Source organism: Phreatobacter sp. AB_2022a (genome assembly GCF_026847585.1).
Taxonomy (GTDB): Bacteria; Pseudomonadota; Alphaproteobacteria; order Rhizobiales; family Phreatobacteraceae; genus Phreatobacter.
The window spans coordinates 31163-51979 of the sequence record NZ_JAPSET010000008.1; the positions used below are offsets into that span (position 1 = coordinate 31163).

23 protein-coding genes are annotated in these 20817 nt (G+C 68.2%); 8 read left to right on the plus strand and 15 right to left on the minus strand.

The features are described 5' to 3' along the window. Positions 1-52: 52 nt before the first annotated feature. Both OZ671_RS07870 and OZ671_RS07875 read right to left on the minus strand, forming a co-directional pair. Positions 53-880: a hypothetical protein gene (locus tag OZ671_RS07870; protein ID WP_268860226.1), complete on the minus strand. Its 828-nt coding sequence runs from the start codon at positions 878-880 to the stop codon at positions 53-55. Between the two features lie 39 nt (positions 881-919). Next, positions 920-1351 carry a hypothetical protein gene (locus tag OZ671_RS07875; protein WP_268860227.1) on the minus strand — a complete coding sequence of 144 codons (432 nt, stop codon included), beginning with the start codon at positions 1349-1351 and terminating at the stop codon, positions 920-922. A 190-nt stretch (positions 1352-1541) separates the two neighbouring features. Between OZ671_RS07875 and OZ671_RS07880 the strand changes: the two genes are divergently transcribed. After that, the gene (locus OZ671_RS07880) at positions 1542-2537 is read left to right on the plus strand and encodes an AraC family transcriptional regulator (RefSeq protein ID WP_268860228.1); all 996 of its coding nucleotides are present in this window, start codon (positions 1542-1544) and stop codon (positions 2535-2537) included. Between the two features lie 103 nt (positions 2538-2640). Here OZ671_RS07880 and OZ671_RS07885 read toward each other — a convergent pair whose 3' ends face one another. From OZ671_RS07885 to OZ671_RS07895, 3 genes are all read right to left on the minus strand, one after another. Beyond that, positions 2641-4131 carry a flavin-containing monooxygenase gene (locus OZ671_RS07885; RefSeq protein ID WP_268860229.1) on the minus strand — a complete coding sequence of 497 codons (1491 nt, stop codon included), beginning with the start codon at positions 4129-4131 and terminating at the stop codon, positions 2641-2643. 102 nt (positions 4132-4233) lie between these two features. Then, a complete protein-coding gene (locus OZ671_RS07890) occupies positions 4234-4683 on the minus strand; it encodes a cupin domain-containing protein (RefSeq protein WP_268860230.1) in 450 nt (149 codons plus the stop codon). A 123-nt stretch (positions 4684-4806) separates the two neighbouring features. Then, entirely contained in the window at positions 4807-5277 is a 471-nt protein-coding gene (locus OZ671_RS07895) for an Lrp/AsnC family transcriptional regulator (RefSeq protein ID WP_268860231.1), read from the minus strand. A 158-nt stretch (positions 5278-5435) separates the two neighbouring features. Here OZ671_RS07895 and OZ671_RS07900 point away from each other — a divergent pair, with 158 nt between their 5' ends. The 4 genes from OZ671_RS07900 to OZ671_RS07915 all read left to right on the plus strand — a co-directional run bounded on the left by OZ671_RS07900 (position 5436) and on the right by OZ671_RS07915 (position 8788). Then, positions 5436-5729: a hypothetical protein gene (locus OZ671_RS07900; protein WP_268860232.1), complete on the plus strand. Its 294-nt coding sequence runs from the start codon at positions 5436-5438 to the stop codon at positions 5727-5729. Beyond that, positions 5726-6298 carry a PPC domain-containing DNA-binding protein gene (locus OZ671_RS07905; RefSeq protein WP_268860233.1) on the plus strand — a complete coding sequence of 191 codons (573 nt, stop codon included), beginning with the start codon at positions 5726-5728 and terminating at the stop codon, positions 6296-6298. The genes OZ671_RS07900 and OZ671_RS07905 overlap by 4 nt, the downstream gene beginning before the upstream one ends. Continuing rightward, on the plus strand, positions 6295-6699 hold the full coding sequence (locus OZ671_RS07910) for a PPC domain-containing DNA-binding protein (RefSeq protein ID WP_268860234.1): 405 nt from the start codon (positions 6295-6297) through the stop codon (positions 6697-6699). The genes OZ671_RS07905 and OZ671_RS07910 overlap by 4 nt, the downstream gene beginning before the upstream one ends. 298 nt (positions 6700-6997) lie before the next feature. Continuing rightward, on the plus strand, positions 6998-8788 hold the full coding sequence (locus OZ671_RS07915; RefSeq protein WP_268860235.1) for a metallophosphoesterase family protein: 1791 nt from the start codon (positions 6998-7000) through the stop codon (positions 8786-8788). Positions 8789-8798: 10 nt separating this feature from the next. On the opposite strand, the gene OZ671_RS07920 is transcribed toward OZ671_RS07915, so the two are convergent. The 3 genes from OZ671_RS07920 to OZ671_RS07930 all read right to left on the minus strand — a co-directional run bounded on the left by OZ671_RS07920 (position 8799) and on the right by OZ671_RS07930 (position 12129). Next, positions 8799-9692, minus strand: a complete 894-nt coding sequence (locus OZ671_RS07920; RefSeq protein ID WP_268860236.1) for a dihydrodipicolinate synthase family protein — start codon at positions 9690-9692, stop codon at positions 8799-8801. Between the two features lie 36 nt (positions 9693-9728). Beyond that, positions 9729-10295 (minus strand): peroxiredoxin, encoded by a 567-nt coding sequence (locus OZ671_RS07925; protein ID WP_268860237.1) that lies wholly within the window; start codon positions 10293-10295, stop codon positions 9729-9731. Positions 10296-10413: 118 nt separating this feature from the next. Further along, the gene (locus OZ671_RS07930; protein WP_268860238.1) at positions 10414-12129 is read right to left on the minus strand and encodes a hypothetical protein; all 1716 of its coding nucleotides are present in this window, start codon (positions 12127-12129) and stop codon (positions 10414-10416) included. 176 nt (positions 12130-12305) lie between these two features. Between OZ671_RS07930 and OZ671_RS07935 the strand changes: the two genes are divergently transcribed. Then, positions 12306-12758, plus strand: coding sequence for a cupin domain-containing protein (locus OZ671_RS07935; protein ID WP_268860239.1), 453 nt, complete (start codon positions 12306-12308; stop codon positions 12756-12758). Between the two features lie 22 nt (positions 12759-12780). On the opposite strand, the gene OZ671_RS07940 is transcribed toward OZ671_RS07935, so the two are convergent. Beyond that, positions 12781-13719, minus strand: coding sequence for an AraC family transcriptional regulator (locus tag OZ671_RS07940; RefSeq protein ID WP_268860240.1), 939 nt, complete (start codon positions 13717-13719; stop codon positions 12781-12783). A 103-nt stretch (positions 13720-13822) separates the two neighbouring features. Between OZ671_RS07940 and OZ671_RS07945 the strand changes: the two genes are divergently transcribed. Further along, the gene (locus OZ671_RS07945) at positions 13823-14578 is read left to right on the plus strand and encodes an SDR family oxidoreductase (protein ID WP_268860350.1); all 756 of its coding nucleotides are present in this window, start codon (positions 13823-13825) and stop codon (positions 14576-14578) included. A 117-nt stretch (positions 14579-14695) separates the two neighbouring features. Here the strand turns inward: OZ671_RS07945 and OZ671_RS07950 are convergent, their stop codons facing one another. Genes OZ671_RS07950 through OZ671_RS07965 form a run of 4 tightly spaced genes read right to left on the minus strand, consistent with a single transcriptional unit; the run spans position 14696 to position 17326 of the window. Next, positions 14696-15859, minus strand: coding sequence for an aminotransferase class V-fold PLP-dependent enzyme (locus tag OZ671_RS07950; RefSeq protein ID WP_268860241.1), 1164 nt, complete (start codon positions 15857-15859; stop codon positions 14696-14698). After that, positions 15859-15990 carry a hypothetical protein gene (locus OZ671_RS07955; protein WP_268860242.1) on the minus strand — a complete coding sequence of 44 codons (132 nt, stop codon included), beginning with the start codon at positions 15988-15990 and terminating at the stop codon, positions 15859-15861. Before OZ671_RS07955 ends, OZ671_RS07950 begins: the two co-directional genes overlap by 1 nt. 44 nt (positions 15991-16034) lie before the next feature. Beyond that, positions 16035-16907 carry an alpha/beta fold hydrolase gene (locus OZ671_RS07960; RefSeq protein ID WP_268860243.1) on the minus strand — a complete coding sequence of 291 codons (873 nt, stop codon included), beginning with the start codon at positions 16905-16907 and terminating at the stop codon, positions 16035-16037. Beyond that, positions 16904-17326 (minus strand): helix-turn-helix domain-containing protein, encoded by a 423-nt coding sequence (locus tag OZ671_RS07965; RefSeq protein WP_268860244.1) that lies wholly within the window; start codon positions 17324-17326, stop codon positions 16904-16906. Before OZ671_RS07965 ends, OZ671_RS07960 begins: the two co-directional genes overlap by 4 nt. A gap of 73 nt (positions 17327-17399) precedes the next feature. Between OZ671_RS07965 and OZ671_RS07970 the strand changes: the two genes are divergently transcribed. After that, positions 17400-17783, plus strand: a complete 384-nt coding sequence (locus OZ671_RS07970; RefSeq protein ID WP_268860245.1) for a GatB/YqeY domain-containing protein — start codon at positions 17400-17402, stop codon at positions 17781-17783. 28 nt (positions 17784-17811) lie between these two features. Here OZ671_RS07970 and OZ671_RS07975 read toward each other — a convergent pair whose 3' ends face one another. Both OZ671_RS07975 and OZ671_RS07980 read right to left on the minus strand, forming a co-directional pair. Beyond that, positions 17812-18144, minus strand: coding sequence for a hypothetical protein (locus tag OZ671_RS07975; RefSeq protein WP_268860246.1), 333 nt, complete (start codon positions 18142-18144; stop codon positions 17812-17814). Positions 18145-18387: 243 nt separating this feature from the next. Beyond that, the gene (locus OZ671_RS07980) at positions 18388-20370 is read right to left on the minus strand and encodes an HWE histidine kinase domain-containing protein (RefSeq protein WP_268860247.1); all 1983 of its coding nucleotides are present in this window, start codon (positions 20368-20370) and stop codon (positions 18388-18390) included. Positions 20371-20817: the final 447 nt, after the last annotated feature.

A 20817-nucleotide genomic window follows, 5' to 3' on the forward strand; every position in this document is an offset into this window, starting at 1 on the left:
AGCCGGATGCAGGGCCGCGCGTGACGGCAGCTCCCGCAACCGCCTCACCCTCTCAGCCGGGGCGCTGGCAGACGGTCCTGTTGAACTCCAGCTGCTCGGGCGGTCGCCGGCTCGTGCAGGCGCGCTGGCACAGGCGGCCAAGCTCGGCCGTCCTGAACCGGGCATAGCGCAACCGCGCGTTCTCGGCGGCCCGGCGCGCAAATTCCGACAGGCCGTCGAAAGCCTCGGCGCAGGCCTGTTGAAATCCCCTGCACTCGCCCAGCACCTGTTCGAACAGCTCTCCGCAATCGGTCTCCGTCAGCGCGGTCGGGCCTTCCGCATCCTGCTGCTCGAAAGCGAAACGCCCGTCGGCGAATCTTAGCGAGCGCACCTTGCCGTCGAAATAGGGCAAGGCCATCGTGAAGGCATTCGGCCCGGCCATCTGCGGCAGTGTTTCAGACCAGAAGGCGTTGAACGGCGTCTTCTGGACAGTTGTCCCCTGCGCCGTCTGGACGATGAAATGATTGGGCGCCGGCAACCAGCAGGCACTGCCGGCGCAGGTCTCGCCGATCAGGACGACCGCATAGTCCCTCAGAAGGATCGGCTTGCCCTCGAAGGTCAGCAGATCCTCCTGGGTGCAATGAACCTGCCTGTCGCCGGCGAAGACGCACTTCATGTCGTCCGCCTCGCGGATCATCAGCGTGCCATAGGGCGTCTGCACCACACGGTCGTCGGCAACGGCGGGGCCAAAGACCAACAGCGCAAGGCACACCATAAAGATCACCATCGAACGCATGAACATCCCCCCGATGCCGCAGTCTCGACAATGCCAACAGCCCGTTGTTCCTCTTATGTTCCGAGATTGACGCATCGTTCGCGTTGCGTCAATCGCCCGCTGCAACCTGTTCAGGGTTGCCCGCCCCGCGGACGGACAATGTCGTTACTTGAGGGATTTCGGGAGGGCCGATGCCTTCGGTGGCGTCCCGGCCGCCGTCTCGGCGCGTGGCCGGTCGCTGCGCGTGTCGGCTGGCATCTCCACGGAAAACAGCGACAGCGCCCCCATCAGGCCGAAGGTGGTCGCTCCGAACAGCGCGAGCACCAGCGCGACGCGACGCGTCTCCGTATTTGCTCCCGCCAGCACGAGCCCGCTGCGGTAGCGCCATTGCAGCGACGGCAGGCTGCCGAGATGGATTGCCACCTCGATGCTGAAGCCGACCGCCAGGATCAAACTACTTGTCGCCAGCAGCGGCCAACCAAGGCTGGGCGCCGCCCAGCAACCCCAGACTAGCAGGCCCGATCCCACCATGCAGCAAGCAGCGGATGCCGTATGGTTGATGATGATGCTGCGGCGCAGCATCAGCGTGTCGTCCATCTGCCACCCCTCACCCGCCGATCACATCCTTTCCAATCGGGACATGAAGAGCAAGATCTTGCGGCTGTCACGCTTAACGCAGCGTCCCGCTGACATCGCAGCCCGTCTGCGCCGCTAGTGCCTTTGCGAAACTGCGCTTTGCCTGCATAGTCCTCAAAAAAGAGAGCTCGCCTGGCTGGAGGAAGACGCCATGCAGCCAGACACATACGACCCGGTCTCGCCGGCGCCGCTCGCGCGCTTCGGCCTCGTCGATACGCGCTCGCCCGACGAGGCGCGCGAAGCGGTGGGGCGCATCTTCTGCCCGCACTTCCTGACCCCTCTCGCGCGCGAGGCGAGCGGTTTCCATGCGCGCCACCACAGCGCATCCCAGGCCGGCTATTCCGTGAATTTCGTGGCCTATGGCAGTGCGGTGGAGATCGACCCCGGCGAGCTGAACCGCTTCTTCCTGCTGCAGGTGCCGGTGCGCGGCGCGGCGCAGGTACGGTGCGGCACTGTCGTCGCCGATGCCGCCTCCGGTCGCGGCGCCACGGTCCTGTCACCCACCCTGCCGACACGCATGATCTGGCAGGACGGCTGCCAGAAGATCATCGTGCTGATCCGCCGCGAAGAGCTCGAACGGCTCTGCGGCGCCATGCTCGACCGGCCGAACATGACGGTGGAATTCTCGACCGGCATCGACCTCACCCAATCGGCCGGGGCGGCGCTCTTCCGGCATGTCGACCTGATGCGGGCCGCCGCCGACGGCGCCGGGCCGGTTCCGGAGCCCTATCAGGTGCTGCTTCGGGACGGCCTGGCGACGCTCATGCTGACCGGGCTCGTCCATGACAGGAGCGCGTCGATCGGGCGGCCGGCGCCTCTTCCCGGCCCGGCGGCCGTGAGGCGGGCCGAGGACTATCTCGTCGGCCATGCCGGCGAGGCCATCGCCATGGCCGATGTCGCCCGGGCCGCCGGCACCAGCCTGCGCGCGCTGCAGGAGGCGTTTCGCCAGCATCGCGGCCACACCCTGACCGAACGGCTGCAGCAGATCAGGCTCGAACGCCTGCGCGCGGCGCTTGCCGACGGCAGCGACGACAGCAGCGTGACCGAAATGATCTTCCGCTCAGGCCTCGGCCATGCCGGCCGCGCCGCCGCGGCCTATGCCGCCCGCTACGGCGAGACGCCGTCGCAGACGAAGCGCAGACGGTGATGGGGAGTGGCAAATGGCGAATAGCGAATAGGGCGCGCGTCCTCGTGGCATCGTGAACGCCTCAAAACGCTATTGTTCGGGTGTCCACAAAACCGGGGCAACTTCACTCCCCCACCCGATATTGCGGCGCCGAGGCGAGATAGCGTGCGAAGGCGTCGGCATCGGGCGGCGTGAACTTTTCGACCAGCGGGCTGCGGCGGCGCTCCGTGGCACCGATGTCGTCGAGCAGTTCGTCGAGATGCCGGAAATGGTAGGGCGCGACGCAGAGCCCGCCATAGACGCCGGCGGCCGGCCGCTCGACCCGCCGGAAATGCAGCATCATCTCGATATTGTCGCGCATCTGCGCGGCGGTCGGCTGGCGGGCGAGCTGGCCGTCGGCGTAGCGCACCAGCCAGTTGGCCGCCATTTCCGCGCAGAGGACCGTGGCGAAGGACGAGTTGAAGCCGACGAAGCCCATATCCGGCACGTCGGGATTGGCAATGATGCGATAGAGCCGGTACTGCCCGTCGGGATCGACCAGCCGCTTGCGGTAGTCCTCGGGAAGGAACGGCACGCCGAGCTTCCATCCCGTTGCGAGGATGACGACATCGGCCTCCAGCCGCTTGCCGTTGCTGAGCACGACGGTGCGGCCGTCATAGCGCTCGATCGTGCCGAGCTCCGCCTTGAGGCGCCCGTCGGCGAGCATCGGAAAATAGCCCGGGGTCGCGATCGGAACCGAGCAGTTGATCGTCTCCTCGATCGGCACCTTCGGCACCATGCCGACCTTCTTCAGCTTGAACTGCACCTTCAGAAGGCTTTCCAGCGCCCGCCAATTGGCCCAGGTGAAAGGCCTGCTCACTCCGTGGAGAAGGCGCGAGCGCGTACCTGCGCCCCAGCCTCGGAACATCTCCTCCTGGGCGCGGCAGTAGATGACGCGCTTGAAGTTGATCAGGCCACCGAGGAAATAGGGAATGCGCCAGACCGGTTCGCGCATCACGTTGGTGACGGCCGATGCACCGGCCCTGACCGCGTTGACGGCAATGTCGGTCGCCGATTTCGAGCCGCCGAGCACGATCACGCGCTTGCCCTTGAGGATAGCGGGATCGTTGTAGTCCGAGGAATGAACGATGACGCCGCCGGCCGCCTTGAAGGCCTCGTCGCCCGGATGAACCACCACGTTCTTGTCGCTGAACTGGCCGGTGCAAACGGCGACGAAGTCATAGTCCTCGCGCGCCGTCCCCTCGGGCGTCTCCAGATCCAGCACCCAGCCGGGCCTGCCCTCGCCGCGCCGGGCCATGCCGGTCACGCGGACGCCGAGCCTGATATGCTCGGTCAAGCCGTTGTCCTCGGCAAAGTCGGTGAGATAGCGGTGGACCTGCGGCCCCTTCGGCCATTCCGGAAAATCGGCCGGCATGGCCTTGCTGGTATAACGATAGAGTTCCTTCGGACTTTGCGTCTGCACGTCCGGATAGGAACGGGCGGGGTCCCAGACGCCGCCGATGCCGCCGGCCCGCTCGAGGATGGTGATCCTGTGGCCGTGCTGCTTGAACACCTTGCCGGCGGCGAGGCCGGAAATGCCGGCGCCGATGATGCAGACATTCTTCTGGGCAACCATGATCGTCTTCCTGATCGAACAGGCCACAGCCCTTGAACGGGCGGGTCGATGCTGCGGAGGGACGGCGCCGCGCGGGCTTGTCGCCCGCGGGCGCAGGCCGCTTTACGCATTGGCCTCGGGCGGCAGGAACTCGACCTCGTGGCGCGCCGAGATCTTCACCACCTCCTGCGGGTCGGCGACGTTGTGGAGGTTGTTGAACAGTTCCTCCAGCATGCGCGCGGGCGAGACCCAGAACAGCGCGCGCGCCGGCTTGTCCGACTTGTTGAAATAGCCGTGGGGGACGCCGCGCGGCATGCGCACGAGATCGCCGGCCTTCGCCTTCAGCCATTTGCCGTCGAGCTTCAGGTCGAGTTCACCCTCCTGCACCAGGATGAACTCCTCCTGGGTCGGATGGACATGAACAGGCACGAACTGGCCGGGCTCGCTGTTGGTCTCGAAGGCGAAAGTGCTGTCGCAGACGGCCTTCGGGAAATAGACCTGGCCCAGAATGTTCCAGGTCTTGCCGGCATAGCCAGTACCGTTCTCGGTAATGCCCTTGTCGAGCGCAGTCATTGTCGTCCTCCCTGGTGGCACGGTCTTCATCCGGCCGGCCGATGCCGCCACGCGAGCACGGACCGGGCGATCGGCGCTATCCGGATCGCGCGGCGGCAATCCGGATCGCGCGGAATTGCGGCGTCAGTGCTCGGGCACGACGGACAGGCTGCGCTTCAGGCACTTCAGCGCGAAACACGAGCGCGAGTGGCGGACGCCGGGGATCTTGTAGAGCTTCTTGCGGAGGAACTCCTCGTACCCGGCCGTGCCGCTGACCGCGACCTTGAGGAAATAGTCGTATTCGCCGGTCGTCAGATAGGCCTCCAGCACCTCCGGCAGCTCCGCCATGGCGGCGCCGAACCGTTCCAGCACCTCGTCGTCGTGGCGCTCCAGCGTCACTTCGATGATGACGGTCTCGGTGAGGCCGAGACGGGACTGATCGAGGATCGCGGCGTAGCTCTGGATCGTGCCGTCGAGCTCGAGGCGCTTCACGCGTTGCCAGCAGGGGCTGGTCGACAGGCCGACCCGGCCGGCGAGCTCGCTCATCGACAGGCGGCCGTTGGCGGTCAGCTCGGTCAGGATCTTGCGGTCGATCGCGTCCAGGGAACGGGACATGGAGGCATTCTCGCTGCAGTGCAATATGCCGAACGATCTTACCGGCAATGCGCCTTTTAGCAAAATGATCATCTCGACATGCCAGCCATCAGCGACATCTTCGGCAAGTCTTGCTGCCGTCCTCGCGCTAGGCTCTCTCGCCATTCCTGGGGGCTTCCATGCATCGGACCGAATTCCGCTCGGACAATCCGCTCGACGACCTGCCGCGGGCGCTCGACATCCTGCGCAAGCTCAACTACCGGCTGGACGGCGTGACCATGACGGCGGCCGACGGCGAGCCGGCGCGGATCGCCATTGCCTTCGCGCCGCGCGGCGCGCTCTCGGTCGAGACCTTCCTTGCGCTGGTCGAGCGCCTGCCGGGCATCGCGGCGCTGACCTATGCCGGCCCCGGCGCCGGCAGGCCGGGCGCCGATCGGTCCGCCGGGCGGATGCTGGAAGCGGCCGTGGCTTGACCATCGTGACGCCTTTCCCCCGCCCCCGCACTCTGATCCATCCCGGCCGGTTCAATCCGGTCCGCATCCAGAGCCTTGCCTCCGCTGCTGCGCGGCACGTCCGGCTGCAGCTTCAGCCAGGCCTCAGCCTGTTCGATGCGCTGGTCGCGCCGCTCGCGGCGATCGGCGTCACCTCGGCCTCGACGACCATTCTCGGCGGCTTCTTCGACAGGCTGGACTATTGCGTGGCACCGCCCGACCCGAGCGGGCGCGCGGTCATCGCCTATACGCATCCGATCCCGGCCGGCCGCGCCTTCCTGGTGTTCGGCAATGCCACCATCGGCAAGGCGCTGGACGGAGCGCCCCTGGTCCATTGTCACGCCGCGATCCGCACCGCCGACGGCGCCATGATGGGCGGGCACATCCTCACCGAACGCTCGATCGTCGGTCCGGTGCCCATCCCGGTGCTCGTCACCTCGCTCGACGATTTCGAGCTGCGCCAGGCCTTCGACCCGGAAACCAACATCCCGCTGCTGCAGCCGCAGGCGGTCGATCCGTCCCATGCACACCATGGAGCCCTGAGGATATGAGCGAGGCCCCCGCCATCGTCGAAACCGGACGCATGGGCCGCGTTGCCTATGCCCGCATCGCCCCCAACGAAGACCTGGTCCAGGGCGTCGAGAAGCTGTGCCTTGCGCAGGGCTTCCGCAACGCCTTCGTACGCGGCGCGCTCGGCAGTCTGGTCGATGCCTGCCTGGCGACGCGCGACGGCGGCCTCATCGAGGTCGCCGGGCCGGCAGTGGAAATCGTCAGCCTCGCCGGCGAGGTTCGCGAAAAGCCCGACGGTTCGCTCGGCGCCGCCCTGTCGGGCGTCGTCGCCGGCACCGACGGCGCGCTGCATGGCGGACCATTCGTCGCCGGCGCCAATCCGATCTGCATGACCTTCGAGGTGACGCTCGAGGAGTGGCTGCCGGACGCTCGGCCCGCCTGACCGCGACGACCGGCCACGCCGCCGGGGCATCCGTCCGCCCCGGCATCATGTCGGCGCAATGGACCGCCTGGATACTCGCCTGGCGCGGCGGAAGCTTCCCTGCCCGCGCCGGAGCCGCGGGTCGTCCATGCCGCAAGCCAGCCTTCGCGCAGCCCTCGCCCATCTGACGTCCGTGCTGGCAAGCGGCCGATCGCCGCGCCGCGGCACCCTGGCGCTTGCGCTGGGCCGCCTCGATCGGCTCAAATCAATCCATGACGGCTTTGCCCTGCCCGCGCCGCACGCCATGGGATCCGGCCCAATGTCATCGGACGAGCTCCGCCCGCCGGCCCTGACGCCGATCGTCGACCCGCGTTTCGGCGACGTCGAGGACGATGCGCTCGCCACCAAGCGCCGCTCGCTGCTGTCGCTTGCCGGAACCCTGTTCGCCGAGATCAGCCTGCCCAAGCTGATCGCCGCCTGGTTCGTGATGATAATCGGTCCGGGCATCATGCTGGGCCTTGCCCCGCAAGTGGCGCTGGGCTGGGCGATCGCGCTGAGGACCAACCTTGCCGCGCCCTTCGCCGGGCTTGGCGCACTCGTCCTGCTGGTGATCGTCGCACTCGCCGGCTGGTATGGCATCCGGCCGCTGTTCCGGGCCGCCGAGAGCAATTTCTGGCAGCTCAATTCGCTGGCCGTCCAGCCTTTCTACGCGGCATGCCGCGAAGCACTCCGGCACTTTGCCGAAAAGCTGCTGCCCACCGATACGACCGAGGCCGGCCGCGCCCGGCTGCGTGCGGCGACCTCGGTCGCCGCCGGCCTCGTCCTGTCGGGCCTTGCCCTGTCCGCCGCGGCGGCGGCCTGGCGCGCCTCGTCCTGGATCGGCGAGCTCGCCGATCTCGCCTCGCCCTACCAGCTCGCCAAGACCGCGCTCGCCAATTCCGTCGTGCTGATCGGCCTCTACCTCGCCGCCGTCGCCCTGGTCTGGTCGATCGCCGACGCTCTGATGCCGCAACCGCGGGCGCTGAAGGGATTTGCGGTCGCAGATCCGACGAACGGCAAGTCCTGGCGCGTCGCTCATCTTTCCGACCTGCACGGGGTTGGCGAGCCCTATGGTCTGAGGATCGAGAGCGGCCGGTCGGGACCGCGCGGCAATGGCCGGATCGCCGCCGTGCTGCAACGGCTTGACGCGCTCCACGCGACCACGCCGCTCGATCTCATCCTGCTGACCGGCGATACCACCGACGCCGGCCGCTCGGCGGAATGGGCGGCCTTTTTCGATCTGCTCGGCGCCTATCCGCATCTGGCCGAGCGCATGCTGATTCTGCCCGGCAACCATGACGTCAATGTCGTCGACCGCACCAATCCGGCGCGTCTCGACCTGCCGATGAGCCCGGCCAAACGCCTGCGCCAGTTGCGGATGCTGTCGGCCATGGCGGCGATCCAGGGACCGAAGGTGCATCTCGTCGACCGGCATGCCGATACACTCGGCCCAACGCTCGCCGCGACGCTCGCCCCCCGCCTTTCAGGGCTTGCCGATTTCGCCGACACCGGCTCCTGGCGCGAAGCCGGCCGCTTCGGCCAGCTCTGGCCCGATCTCTTTCCGCAGGTCCTGCCGCCACGGGAACCGGATGGGCTCGGGGTGATCCTCGCCGATTCCAATGCGGAGACGCATTTCTCCTTCACCAACGCGCTCGGGCTCGTCTCGGCCGAGCAGGTTCTGGCGATCGAGAAAGCGTTCGCCGCCTATCCGGGCGCGCGCTGGATCATCGCGCTGCACCACCATCTCGTGGAATATCCGATGCCGGCCCGAGCCCTGTCGGAGCGGATCGGCACGGCGCTGATCAACGGCAGCTGGTTCGTCCGCCGCCTCAGCCATGCGGGCCATCGCATCGTCGCCATGCACGGCCATCGCCACATCGACTGGATCGGCGAATGTGCCGGCCTCACCATCGTCTCGGCGCCCTCGCCGGTCATGGAGGCGACCGACGCGGCCGAGACCTGCTTCTACATCCATACGCTGGTGGCAACGCCCGATGGCGGCCTCGGCCTCGGTCCACCGGAACGCATTGCCGTCGCTGGCGCGGCGGCATGCGCGACCAGGGCGGCCTGAACGCAGCGCTTCAGCGCAGCCGCAACCGATCGATCACCGCCCGCACCTGACGGTCGGCCTCCGGCTCGAGCGGCAGGATCGGCAGCGGCGGCGCCGCCTTGACCAGTCCGAGCGCATTGGCGGCGGCATAGACGACCCTGAGGCTGGAATGACCCATGAACAGGTCCCAGAGCGGCTGCAGGTCCGCGTTCAGCCGGCGCGCTTCGGCAGCCCTGCCCGCCTTGGCCGCGCGCGCGATCGCCATGCAGGGCTCCGGGAACAGGCCGCCGAGCACGCTGTACCAGGCATTGGCGCCGGCGATCAGCGTTTCCGTCACCTTCCAGTCGGCAGAATAGCCGAGCGAGAAATCCTTGCCGACGCGTCCGCGCAGGTCGTCAAGCTGGGCCAGGATATGGGCCGGCTCCGGCGCCGGATTCTTCACCGCCACGATATTGCCGATCTGGCCGAGCCGCGCGATCAGGCCGGGCGAGAAGGAAAAATGGGTGGTGCCGGGATTGTTGTAGATGCAGACCGGCAACCTGACCGCCGCGGCGACGGTTTCGAAATGCACGAAGACCTCGCGGTCGGTCAGCGGCGTATAGGAGACCGGCGCGAGCAGCAGGGCACTGGCGCCCGCCGCCTCGGCGTCGCGCGAGAGGGCGACCGCCTCGTCGGTGCGCAGCGCGCCCGAGCCGACCAGGATCGGCGTGCCGCGCGCGACCTCGACCGCCGCCGCAATGGCGCGGCGCCGTTCGGCCCGGCTGAGATAGGGATAGCTGCCGGTGCTGCCGAGCAGGCCGATGGAATCGACCTTGGCGCCGACCAGCCGCGCGACCAGCCGCTGCAGGGCGTCGGTGTCGACCCGGCCCTCGCTGTCGGCCGGCGTGATCGGAAAGGCGGAGAGGCCCTGAAAGATCGGGTTCACGGGAGAGGTCCTTGGTCGAACGAAGACGATATCGGGTCAGCGGCTCGCCGAGAGCCAGGCGATGACGTCGGCGGCGTTCCGGTCAGGTGGAAAGACCGGGTAGAAGACGTGGTCGATGCGGCCGTCGCGGATCACGAGCGTGAAGCGTTTCAGGAGCGTCATGCCCGAGGTCGCGAAGGTCGGCAGGGTGAGCGCGGTGGCGAGCTCCAGCCTTTCATCGGACAGGATCGCAAAAGGCAGATGCAGGCGGGCCGCCACCTCCTGCTGATAGGCCGGCGTCTGCGTCGACAGGCCGAAGAGGTGGTCGACGCCCAGTGCGCGCAGCTCGGCGAAATGGTCGCGGAACGCGCAGGACTGCGGCGTGCAGCCGCGCGCGCCGGGGATCATGTCCCAGCCGTCGGGATTGTCGACGCCCGGCCGGCCGGTGCGCGGGTAAGCGTAGACGACGGTGAGGCCGCGCAGCGCGGCGAGATCGACACGGCGTCCATCGGTCGCGGCGAGAGTGATCGAGGGCAGGTCGCGGCCGACGAGATGACGTGCCGCACCGTCGTCGGCCGGAGCCGGAATCGTGGACCAGTCGGGCGCGTCGACGGAAGTCGCCATGGCAGCATCCTCAAGGGCGGAAGCCGGTCCATAGGAGCACATTGGCCTTGACGACAGCACCAGTCGCGCCCCATCGACAAGACCACTTCCCGTCGCCAAGGAGCGGCCGCGCAGGCTGTCAGGCCGCCTTGGCCGAAGCCTCGTCCACGAGCATGTCGACGATCATGGCGAGCATCGCCGCCTGCGCCGCCGACGATGTCATCGGATGGTCGGCCCCGGCAATGACCTGCTTGTCGATGCCGGGCAGGCGTGTCGCTTCGATCCCGTCCGGCCCGGCATAGAGCTCGAGTTCGTCGAGACCGGCATCGCCTTCGCTATAGACCAGCCGCACGCGCGCGCCCCGCGCCGACAGGGCCGCGAAGCCGGCGGCGACCGCATTGCCGCCGTCGGCAGGCCGGGCCTGCGGCGCGAAGCGCGCGGCGAGCCGCTGGAGGGCGCCGACGGTCGGCTTGGCGTAGCGGCGCGCCAGCGTCACGGTGCGATCCTTCAGCCAGGCCTGCCAGCGCGCCGTCTCGCTCAAGGTTTCATCGGCCGAGCGCTTCTTCAGTTCGACGCTCACCGGCAACGCCGCCATCCAGGCGCCGAGCGGCAGCTTGTAGCGCGGCCCCCAGACGAAACATTCGAGGTTGCTCAGCGCCAGGGCGCGGATGCGCCGATCGGCGAGCGCCGCGTGGAAGGCGTGATGGGCCCCGCTGCAATTGCCCGAGACCGCGATCTCGCCAAACCCCTGTGCCACGACCAGGTCGACCGCGGCGGTGATGTCGGCACGCGTCGCCGCTTCGTAATAAGACGGGGTCGGCGGCTCCATGACCATCCGGCTGTCCCCGAGCCCCTCGAAATCCATGCGCAGCGAGGCGATGCCACGGGCGGCCAGCGCGCGGGCGAAGCGCACCGTCATGCGGGCCCAGCCGATATGCGGAACGCCCCCCGAATTGGTGAAGATCACCGCCTGGCCGGTTGCGGAGGCCGGCCGACAGAGAATGCCGGCCAACCGTCCGCCAGGTCCGAAAGTCACCCCCTCTTCGGTGAAGTCGTCCCCCGCCAGCACCGCCGGGCCGGATTGCACCGGCAGGGCCACTGTCGCCGCCGGCGCCTGCCCACGCGCCCAGGCGACGATTTCGTCGATGACGCCAAAGGGCACTTCGGACGCCGTCGGATCGCAGATCATGCGCTCATAGCCGGCGAAGCCGAGCCGCTGCAGGGACGTGTCCGATGCCGCCAGCCGGTCGGCGAGGCCGTTGGCCGCCGGCCCCTGGGCGGCGACCAGCAGGCGCGGACAGGGGGCCGCCACCGGCCAGTCCAGCCGCCTCAATGCCTCCAGCGTCCGAGCCGCGAGGCGGAAGCCGGCCACGGCGACACCGCCCTGCCCGTCTTCCGGCTGCGGCGCGATGATGCGGGACAGCGCCGCCATCTCGCGGGCATGGAGTCTGCCCGATCCCGGCGGTGCGAGCAGGCCGAGCATGGCGATGTCGTCGCGCCCGGCCGAGACGTCGGCCGCGATCAGGGCACCGAAGCGCAGGCCGAGAAGCCCGATCTCGGCCGCGCCGGTCATCTCCCTCAGGCGTTCGATGGCGCGATGCGTGTCGGCACGCCAGCGGATGATGCGATCGGGCGCGGTCTCATCGCCGAGCGAGTCCGCCGTCCCATGAAAATCGAAGCGGAGCGTGGCAAGCCCCGCCAGGGCGAGGCGGTCGGCGAGGATGCGCAGGCTGCGCCGCGTGCACAGTTCCTCGAAGCCGAGCGCCGGCACCAGGACGAAGGCCCGCCCGCAGGCGGTGTCGGCCGCCGCCGGGTGCAGCCAGGCCATGCAATCGTCAAGCGCGACAGGGATCATCGTTCGTCTCCGGACGCGCCGATGATGCCAGTCCGGAGTTAGCACAAAGGAAACCGCCGGGCCCGCCCCATTGGCAGGACATTTACCAGCTCGCACGATCGGGGATGGCGGCGCGGCCGCGCGCAACGCGGCCTTCACCTTTGGCGGGTCTCCTCGCCTCAAAATGGGGAACCACCATGCCGCACCCGCCGATCGTGGTCAGCCGTATCGAGACAACCGAACTTGCCGCCGCGCCGATCACGCCCGGCTGGATCGTCGCGGGCGCGCCGGTCGCACGCGCCGCCGAGCTGTCGCGCTCGACCGACGGCACGGCCGTCAGTCTCGTCTGGGACTGCACGGCCGGCACGTTCGACTGGCATTTCGGTGTCGACGAGACCGTGCACATTCTCGACGGCGAGGTGGAAGTGAGCTGCGCGGGCGTGCCGCCACGCCGGCTCGGGCCCGGCGATGTCGCGCTGTTCCCGGCCGGCACGACGGCGCGCTGGCACGTGCCCCGTTATGTCCGCAAGCTCGCCTTCTGCCGCCACGCGCTGCCGCAGCCGATGGGTTTCGCCCTGCGGGCCTTCAACCGGCTGAAGGGCCTCGTGCGCGGCAGGCCTGCCGGCATGCCCATGCCGCAGCACGGCTGAGACGATCCGTCGGGTTGGAGCCCTACGCCCCCGCGAAGGCTGCGTGGCGCCGATCGCGCGGCCGGCGGGCCTTGCGCGCGTAGCGTCCGGGCGGCTGCCCGACATGCCGGCTGAAAGCGATGCTGAAAGTGCTCGCGGAACCGTAGCCGACCCGTCTTGCCACCTCGTCCAGGGCGAGATCCTGCGACCGCAGCAGATCCTTTGCGACGGCCATCCGCCACGCCAGCAGGTATTCCATGGGCGGCTGCCCCACAGCGCGCGAGAAACGGTCGAAAAACGCCGAACGCGACATGCCGATCGCAGCCGCGAGCCCGGCCACCGTCCATGACCGGCCGACATCGCCATGCATCAGCTTCAGCGCCGTCGAAATGCGCATATCGGCGAGGCCACGCAGCAAGCCCACGGGCGCACCGTCGGGACGGGCGGTCCGCAAAGCTTCGATCAGCATGATCTCGACGAGCCGACCGAGCACGAGGTCGCGTCCCGGATTGTCCGAAGCCGCCTCCTCGCTGACCAGCCTGACGAGCAGCGCCAGCCGTTCGATGCCGCGGACATGGATCATGCCCGGCAGAAGCGGCACCAGCAGAGCCGCATCGGGAGACTCGAAGACGAAATAGCCGCCGAACAGGCGCACGTCGGGCGGCCCCTCCGCGCGGCCATGCCGAACCTCCTCCTCCGGCGCCGGCATGGTTTTCGGATCGACGCGGACCGGCGTCGCGGGCTCGAAGCCCGACATGGTGAAGGCCGGTGTCGCAGGCAGCAGCACGAAGTCGCCGCACTCCAGCGTGACAGGCTCTTCGCCATCGACCGCAAGACGGCAGCGCCCCGTCATGACGACGCAGAAGCCGGGCTGCCCGAAGGCGGCATAGCGCACGGCCCAGCGCCCCGCGCCGCTGATGCCCTTCGAAAAGACGGAACGCGGCCGAAGCAGCGCGACGATCTGGGCCAGCGGGTCGGTCATTCCGGACTGTTGCCAATGAATTATGGATTGAGCATTGATGATAGTCCAGATCGTGCTGGCTATTCCTCCCCTGTCAAGATCAATCGATAGGGTTCGCCACGCCATGAAAACCGTCCTCATCACCGGCTGCTCCTCCGGCTACGGGCTTGAAACCGCTCGCCATTTCCATGCATCGGGCTGGACCGTCGTCGCGACGATGCGCCGGCCGGCGACCAGCGTCCTGCCAACCGACGAACGCGTCCGGCTGCTGCAGCTCGACGTGACCCGGCCGGAGAGCATCGCCGCCGCGGTCGAAGCGGCCGGGCCGCTCGACGCGCTCGTCAACAATGCCGGTATCGGCGTGGTGGGAGCGTTCGAGGCGACGCCGATGGCGCATATTCGCAAGGTGTTCGAGACGAACACCTTTGGCGTCATGGCGATGTGCCAGGCCGTGATCCCACAGTTCCGCGCCAGGCGCTCGGGAGTGATCGTGAACGTCACGTCGACCGTGACACTGGCGCCGATGCCGCTGGCCGCCGCCTATACCGCCAGCAAGATGGCTATCGAAGGTTTCACCGGCTCGCTGGCGCATGAGCTCGCGGCCTTCGACATCCGTGCCAAGCTCGTGGAGCCGGGTTACGCGCCGACGACACGTTTTGCCGAAAATACCGACATTCGCGTCGAGGACCTGATACCGGAGGCCTATGCCGCTTTTGCCGCGCCCATCTTTGCCGGCTTTGCGCAGCCGGCCCTGGTGACCCGCGAAAGCGATGTCGCCGAAGTTGTCTGGCAAGCCGTCAACGATGTCTCCGGCCGGCTTCGCTTCCCCGCGGGGGCCGATGCCCTGGCCCTTGCAGGCGGTCTTTGGCAGCCGAAGTGAGCGGCGCGCCACACAGGCTGAGCGTCTGGCCGCAGATTGCGGATTGCCGCCAGGCGCTCGAGCGACGCGCCGCAGGGCTCACGGCCGCCGCTGACGCATCTCACCATGCAACCGGACCTAGCTTCGCGCGTTGAGTACCGCCAGCGCCCGATCGATATCCGACGCGCTGTTGTAGAGATGCGGAGCGAGCCGGAGCGAGCCGGCGCGGGAGGCGACGTCGATCCCGCTCTCGGCGAGGGCGCGGTGGACCTCCGGATTGCGCGCGGGATTACGGTCGGAGAAGAAGATCAGCGTCGACCGCCGCTCACTGGCCTCGGTCGGGCTGTCGATCCGATAGCGCTTCGGATCGAGCCCGGTGACGAACCGGTCGACCAGCGCCTGCCCGTGCGCCGCGATCCGCTCGATGCCGAGTTCCGTCAGATACGAGACCGCCTCGGTCAAGGGTCTCGTGTTGAAGAAGTTGGCCGTGCCGAAAATGTCGTATGAGCGCGCGCCGGACCGTGGCTTCAGCTCCACCTCGATCCTGGCCCCGGCAAGATCCTGCGCGGTCATCATCGACAGCCAGTAGGCCTTGGTCGCCTTCAGCTTCGTCATCAGGTCCGCACTGATCCAGGCGAAGCCCGTGCCATAGGGGCCGCAGAGCCATTTGAATCCGACGCAGACCAGTGCATCGACCGGCGCCGCTCCGAGATCGATCGGCCGCACGCCCAGCGCCTGCGAAGCATTGAGGACGAAGGTCACGCCCCGATCCCGGCAGATCGCGCCAAGGGCCGTGAGGTCGACCGCGAAACCGGAGAGCGAATGCACCCACGGGCAACAGAACAGCCGGGTGCGCGGCGTGATCGCCGCCGCGAGTTCGTCCGGTTCGACGACATGGCGCCGCGGCTTGATGCGGACCACCCGCGCGCCATTCTGCTCGGCCGCCAGGAGCCAGGGCAGGATATCGGACGGAAAATCTCCGTCCATCACGACGATCTCGTCCCCTGCCCGCCAGGGATAGGCCTGCGCGATGACGTTCAGCCCGTAGGACGCGCTGTTGGCGAGAACGATCTCCTCGGCCGGCGCTTTGACGAGGCGGGCGATCGCTTCGCGCAGGCGCTGCGGCGTTTCGTCGAAGCGGGCCTGCGTCAGTTCGGATGGACAGGCCTTCCAGGCGACCGCCTCATGCGCCGCCGCGACGGCGCGCAGGGGAATCGCACCCTGATGGGCGGTATTGAGCCAGATCCGTCCGGAGAAATCGCCCCAGCCCGGCACCGCGTCGACGGATGAGCTCTGTCTCATCAGGGATCCTCTCCGAACCGGGTAGCGGCCGCCGCGACAGAAACGGTGCCCGCCCCGGTTTCAACATAGCCGATCGCGAGCCGCTGCAGAACCTGGCACAGCCATTCGCTGCCGTCGCGGATCGCCATCATCGCGACCTCGCGGCACCGGCCGGCGGCCGGTCGCGCGTGAGGCATCAGCGAACGGGCTGCAGAACGTTGCGCTCCAGGAAATTCATGATGCGCGACGCCTGATCGGGCAGGAAGTGGTAGCCGTCCTCGATGAAGCAGATATCCGCCTGCGGCGCATGCCGCCGCAGCCGCTCGCACGTCTCGCGCGAGTCGAGCAGGACATCCCGCCCGCCGACGATGGCCAGGATCGGGATACCGAGCCGGGCAAGCTCCGCGTCCGTCAGCCTCGGGATCTGGACGACGCGCGGCTTGATGACCCGGCCCACCTCCTCCATCAGCTCCGCGAGCGGCCGAACCGCTTCCGGCAGGACCTGCGGCATGGGGCCCATCACCATGGTGCGTGCCCGGCGTCTGCCCCACGAGCCGAGCAGGATGAGCGGCAGAACCTTGAGCAGGAAGTTCTTCTGCCGGCCGATGCCGGCAGGGCACAGCAGGGCCAGCGCCTGCACCGCCTCCGGCCGCCTGCGCGCATAGTCGAGCGCCAGCCAGCCGCCGAGCGACACGCCGACAAGGGCCGCACGCGACAGTCCCAGCCCCTTGAAGACGTCGTCGAGCCATCGGGCATGGACATCCCCGGCAAGATGCGGCCGGACTGGCGCGCTAAGCCCGGCCTCGCCGACCATGTCGACCGCAAACAGCCTGAACCGTGCCGACCACATGGCGACATCGGGCAACCACATGGCGGAATTGGCTTGAGAGCCGTGGAACAGTAGGACGGGCGGCGCGCTCTCCGGGCCGCAGGCCACGACAAAGGTCGAACCGAGTGACGTCGGCAAGGTCAGTTCGGCCCGGGGGACCGGCCAGCCCGCCAGCACCTGCCGGTATTGCGCCGCGATAGCGACGCCGGCCGCGCGGCTTCGATAGACGGGGTCGCTCACGACCGCCCACTCATCTGGACCTGCAACATCTCGAGCAGGCAGCGCACGTCCGGCGGCGTGCCGATGATCACGACCTTCATGGTTCGGCTGAGCCGGTCGAACGCGGTCTGAAGCTGCAGCGGCGGTGTCTGCCCGTCACCGGTCAGGGCGGCGGCATGCAGGAAGGTCGCGAGCCGCTCCGCCCGATCCACGGAAAGGCCGGGAATGTCGACGATGCAGGTCGCCCGCACGCCCGCATCCGTCGCGGCCGTGCCGCCGGCGATACCGGCGAAGGCGTCCAGCTTCGCTCGCATGATGCGGTAGGACTTGCCGACCCGTGTCGCTTCCAGCCGCCCGTCCCTGATGTAACGGAGCACGGTCTTGGGATGCAGGTTCAGTTGCTCCGCCGCCTGCTCGACGGTGACAAGTTGATCCGACATGGCCGAATGATCCTCTTTATTCCTTATTGATCCTATTATATCCTAAAATAGGGATCAATTGGGAACATTCAGAATGACCGCCGACATAGGGACGTCAGACGCGCCGGACGATGCCGCAAGGGATGTGAAGGCTGCACTGCGGGCCGATCTGCGCTCGGCCATGAAGTGCCGGAAAACCATTGAGGCCAAGGTCATTCGCGGGCTCATTGCCGCGATCGACAATGCCGAGGCGCCACCGAACCGCGCAGTATCGGCGACCTATGAGCCGCATCGTTTCGAGGCCGGGTCAGCGGAAGTTCAACGGCTGCGCCTGAGCCGAGCCGACGTGCGCGCCGTGCTCGCCTCCGAACTGCGGGAACGCGAGGGCGCGGCGAACGAATTGGAGCGTCTCGGCCGATCCGACGAAGCGGAGGCACTGCGAGCGGAGGCGCGCCTGGTGCAGTGTTATCTGGAATAGCCGGACCGGCAGGCGGGCCCGGCCCCTCTCAGCGCGTGCCGGCGCAGCGGCGAACCAGATCGTGGTAGAACAGGCTCGCGAATTCACGCACCTGGAGCGTGACCGTGCTGCCGTGACCGGCCCGCACGACCTCGACCCGCGCCACGATCAGGCCTGCCTGGTCGACCGAAGCGATCTCGACGCCGTTGCGGATCGGCGTCGACCGGACGAGTTCGAGCCGGGTGTTGAAGAGGTTGGTGATGCAGGCCACCTCCTCCTCCATGGCCCGTTCCGAATGGATGACCGTGGGCGGCGCCATGGTGCTGGCGCAACCGGCCAGGGCAGCGGCAAAAAACAGGGCTGGAACGACCGACAGGCGCATGGTTCTCGACACGATCGACGAATGAGATTGCGAAGCTCGGCAAGGATTCGCAGGCGGCCGAACCTAGCCCGCATTTTTCACCAGGGATAGGGCTTGAACGATGGCGGCTGCGATGAGCGGGAACTTTCCGCCACCGCCCGGGTTGAGCAGGCGTGACGCGGCATGGCCTCCGTGCCCGTCCCCTTCCCGAGCCCGTTCCAGCCCCCCGGAACGGGCTCTTTTTTGCTCCCAGCGGCCACGCGCTCAATCCTCGCCCTGGAAGCGGATCTCGGCAAGTGAAGCACTGGCCGTCCAGACGACGCCGGTTTCCGTGAAGACCAGCTCGGCCTTGCCGGAGGGAACGCCGAAACCGAGCCGGATGAGCCGGGAGCCGAAACCCTGGACCGTCGGCTGCGGCACGATCGGCCCGTCGATCTCACGCCAGGTCATGACAACGCGCCGGTCGGATCCCGCGTCCTCGACCCGCCAGGTCAGCTCGACCCGCCCCTGGTCGTTCGACAGCGCACCATACTTCAGGGCATTGGTGCCGAGCTCGTGCAGGGTGAGCGCCAAGGTCAACGCGGCCCGCGGCCCGAGGATGAGGGCTGGCCCGTCGAGCAGGAACCGGCGGCCGGTATCGTCGTGAAGGCGCACGGCGCGCTCGATCAGCGGCTTCAGACTCGTACTCGACCAATTGGAATGAATGAGCACGTCGTGGGCAGCGGACAGGGCCTGCATGCGCGCGGCAAAGGCAGCGCCGGCGGCCTCGACCGAATGGGCGCTGCGCAGGGTCTGCAGCCCGATCGCCTGCACCATCGCCATGGTGTTCTTCACCCGATGGGTGAGTTCCTGCATGAGGAGGCGCTGCTGCTCCTCGGCCTTGCGTCGGTCGGTGACGTCGAAACAGGCGCCGAACACGCTGGTCGGCCGGCCGTCGGCGTCGCGCAGCACATCGCCCCTGCGGGCGAGCCAGCGCACCTCCTCGCCGCGGATCACCCGGTATTCGACATAGTCGCCCGCGCTCTCGATCGGTCCGTCGCGCCGGGCCAGCAGGAGATGGCGGTCGTCGGGATGGATGTGGTCGGCGAAGACCTCGCCGGGCATCGCCGCCTGCGGGGCGATACCCCATAGCCGGCAGAACTGTTCGGAGGGGTAGACGATGTTGCTGTCGATGCTCCACTCGAACGTTCCGACCTCGGCGAAATTCTGCGCGACGCGCAGCCGCCTTTCGCTCGCTGCCAGCCGTTCCTCAGCCGCCTTGACGCCGGAAATGTCGCGCGAAACGACAAGCAGCCGCAGTGGCCGGCCGAACTCGCCGATGATCGGCGTCACCGCAACGTCCCACCACTTCGGCGCGCCGCGGGCCGTCGGGCTGAAGCCCTGGAAGCGGCTGACGCCGCCGGCGGCCGCGATGCGCACGGCGGCTCCGGCATCGTTGTCACCGCCATCGCCGGAGCCGAGCCCCCACAGGGTCGGCCAGCACCGGCCGACGAGATCATCGGCCTCCATCAGGGCGAGCCCGCCCGAATTGACCAGCTCGATCTTGCCGGCAAGGCTCAGCACCATGATGCAGTCGGTGCTCGAATCGAGCACGCTCTGCAGGAAGGCGGAGGTCTCGGCGAGCTCTATATTGGCGGCACGCAGCGCGACATTGGCGCGGTGGGCGCCCACCTTGCGCTCCAGCCGGTCGCGCAGCTTGAGCGCGAGCACGAGCTGGATCGCCAGGTGCTCCATGATGCGGGCATCCTCGGCGTCGAACGTGCTGTCCGCGTCGTGATGGGCGATCCAGAGCGCACCCAGCGCAAGACCGCCCGAATCGAGCAGCGGCACCACCAGTTCCTCGACGACCGGCGGAGTGATGGCGGCAAAGGCCGGGAAGGCGCGCTCGGGCCGGCCGACCAGCACGATGCGGCCGGCCTCGATGCCAAGCGAACAGGGGCTCGCGCGCCGCGGCATGGTCTGGCCGAGATGGCCTTTCAGCGCGCCCGCGATCGCCGCCCAGACCAGTTCCTCCTCGCCCGCATCGTTCTCATCGATCAGGCTCAGGCCCGCGGAGCCGGCGCGGCACAGCCTGACCGCAATATCCATGAAACGGCTGATCGCCCGCTTCGGATTGCGCGCGATCAAGCCGGACAGCTCGCGGAACGCCTCGGCCTCGGCCTGCCGGTTGGCGGGCTTCGACGGACGCCTGCGCAATTCGTCTGTCATCAGCACGTCGACGGCGAGCAGTTGCAGGCCTCCTGGCATGGCCGCCTCGCCCCATGGCGCGGCAGGCGGGAATGACAAAGGCGGAGGCGACCTGCGCCACCGCCTCCAGTGTCCCGTCTCCAGCATTGGCCGCCGCCCGCAATGTCGAAAGACAGGCCAATGCCGAATTCGTTCCACTCTTGTGGTCGAATGAGGCCGGACTATAGGGCCCTTTCCCTGTCAGGGCACCCGCTTTGTTTGGTCGCGCGCCGCAGGACGGCAAAGCGCCGCATTCTGTTGAAAAAATGGACTGCTCGATACTAGGGCCAGCCTTGCCGCGCGACCCGAAAGCCCGGCAGGGCCCTTGCCCGCTGGAACCGGGGGTGGACGAGAGAGCGGCGCGCGGATGCAGGCGGAGCAGGCCCGCGGCCGATCACGCCGGTGGCGACCGCCCGTCGGAACGCCACCGCGATTCTGTCGCGCCGCGAGCGGCGCGGAGACGCCGGC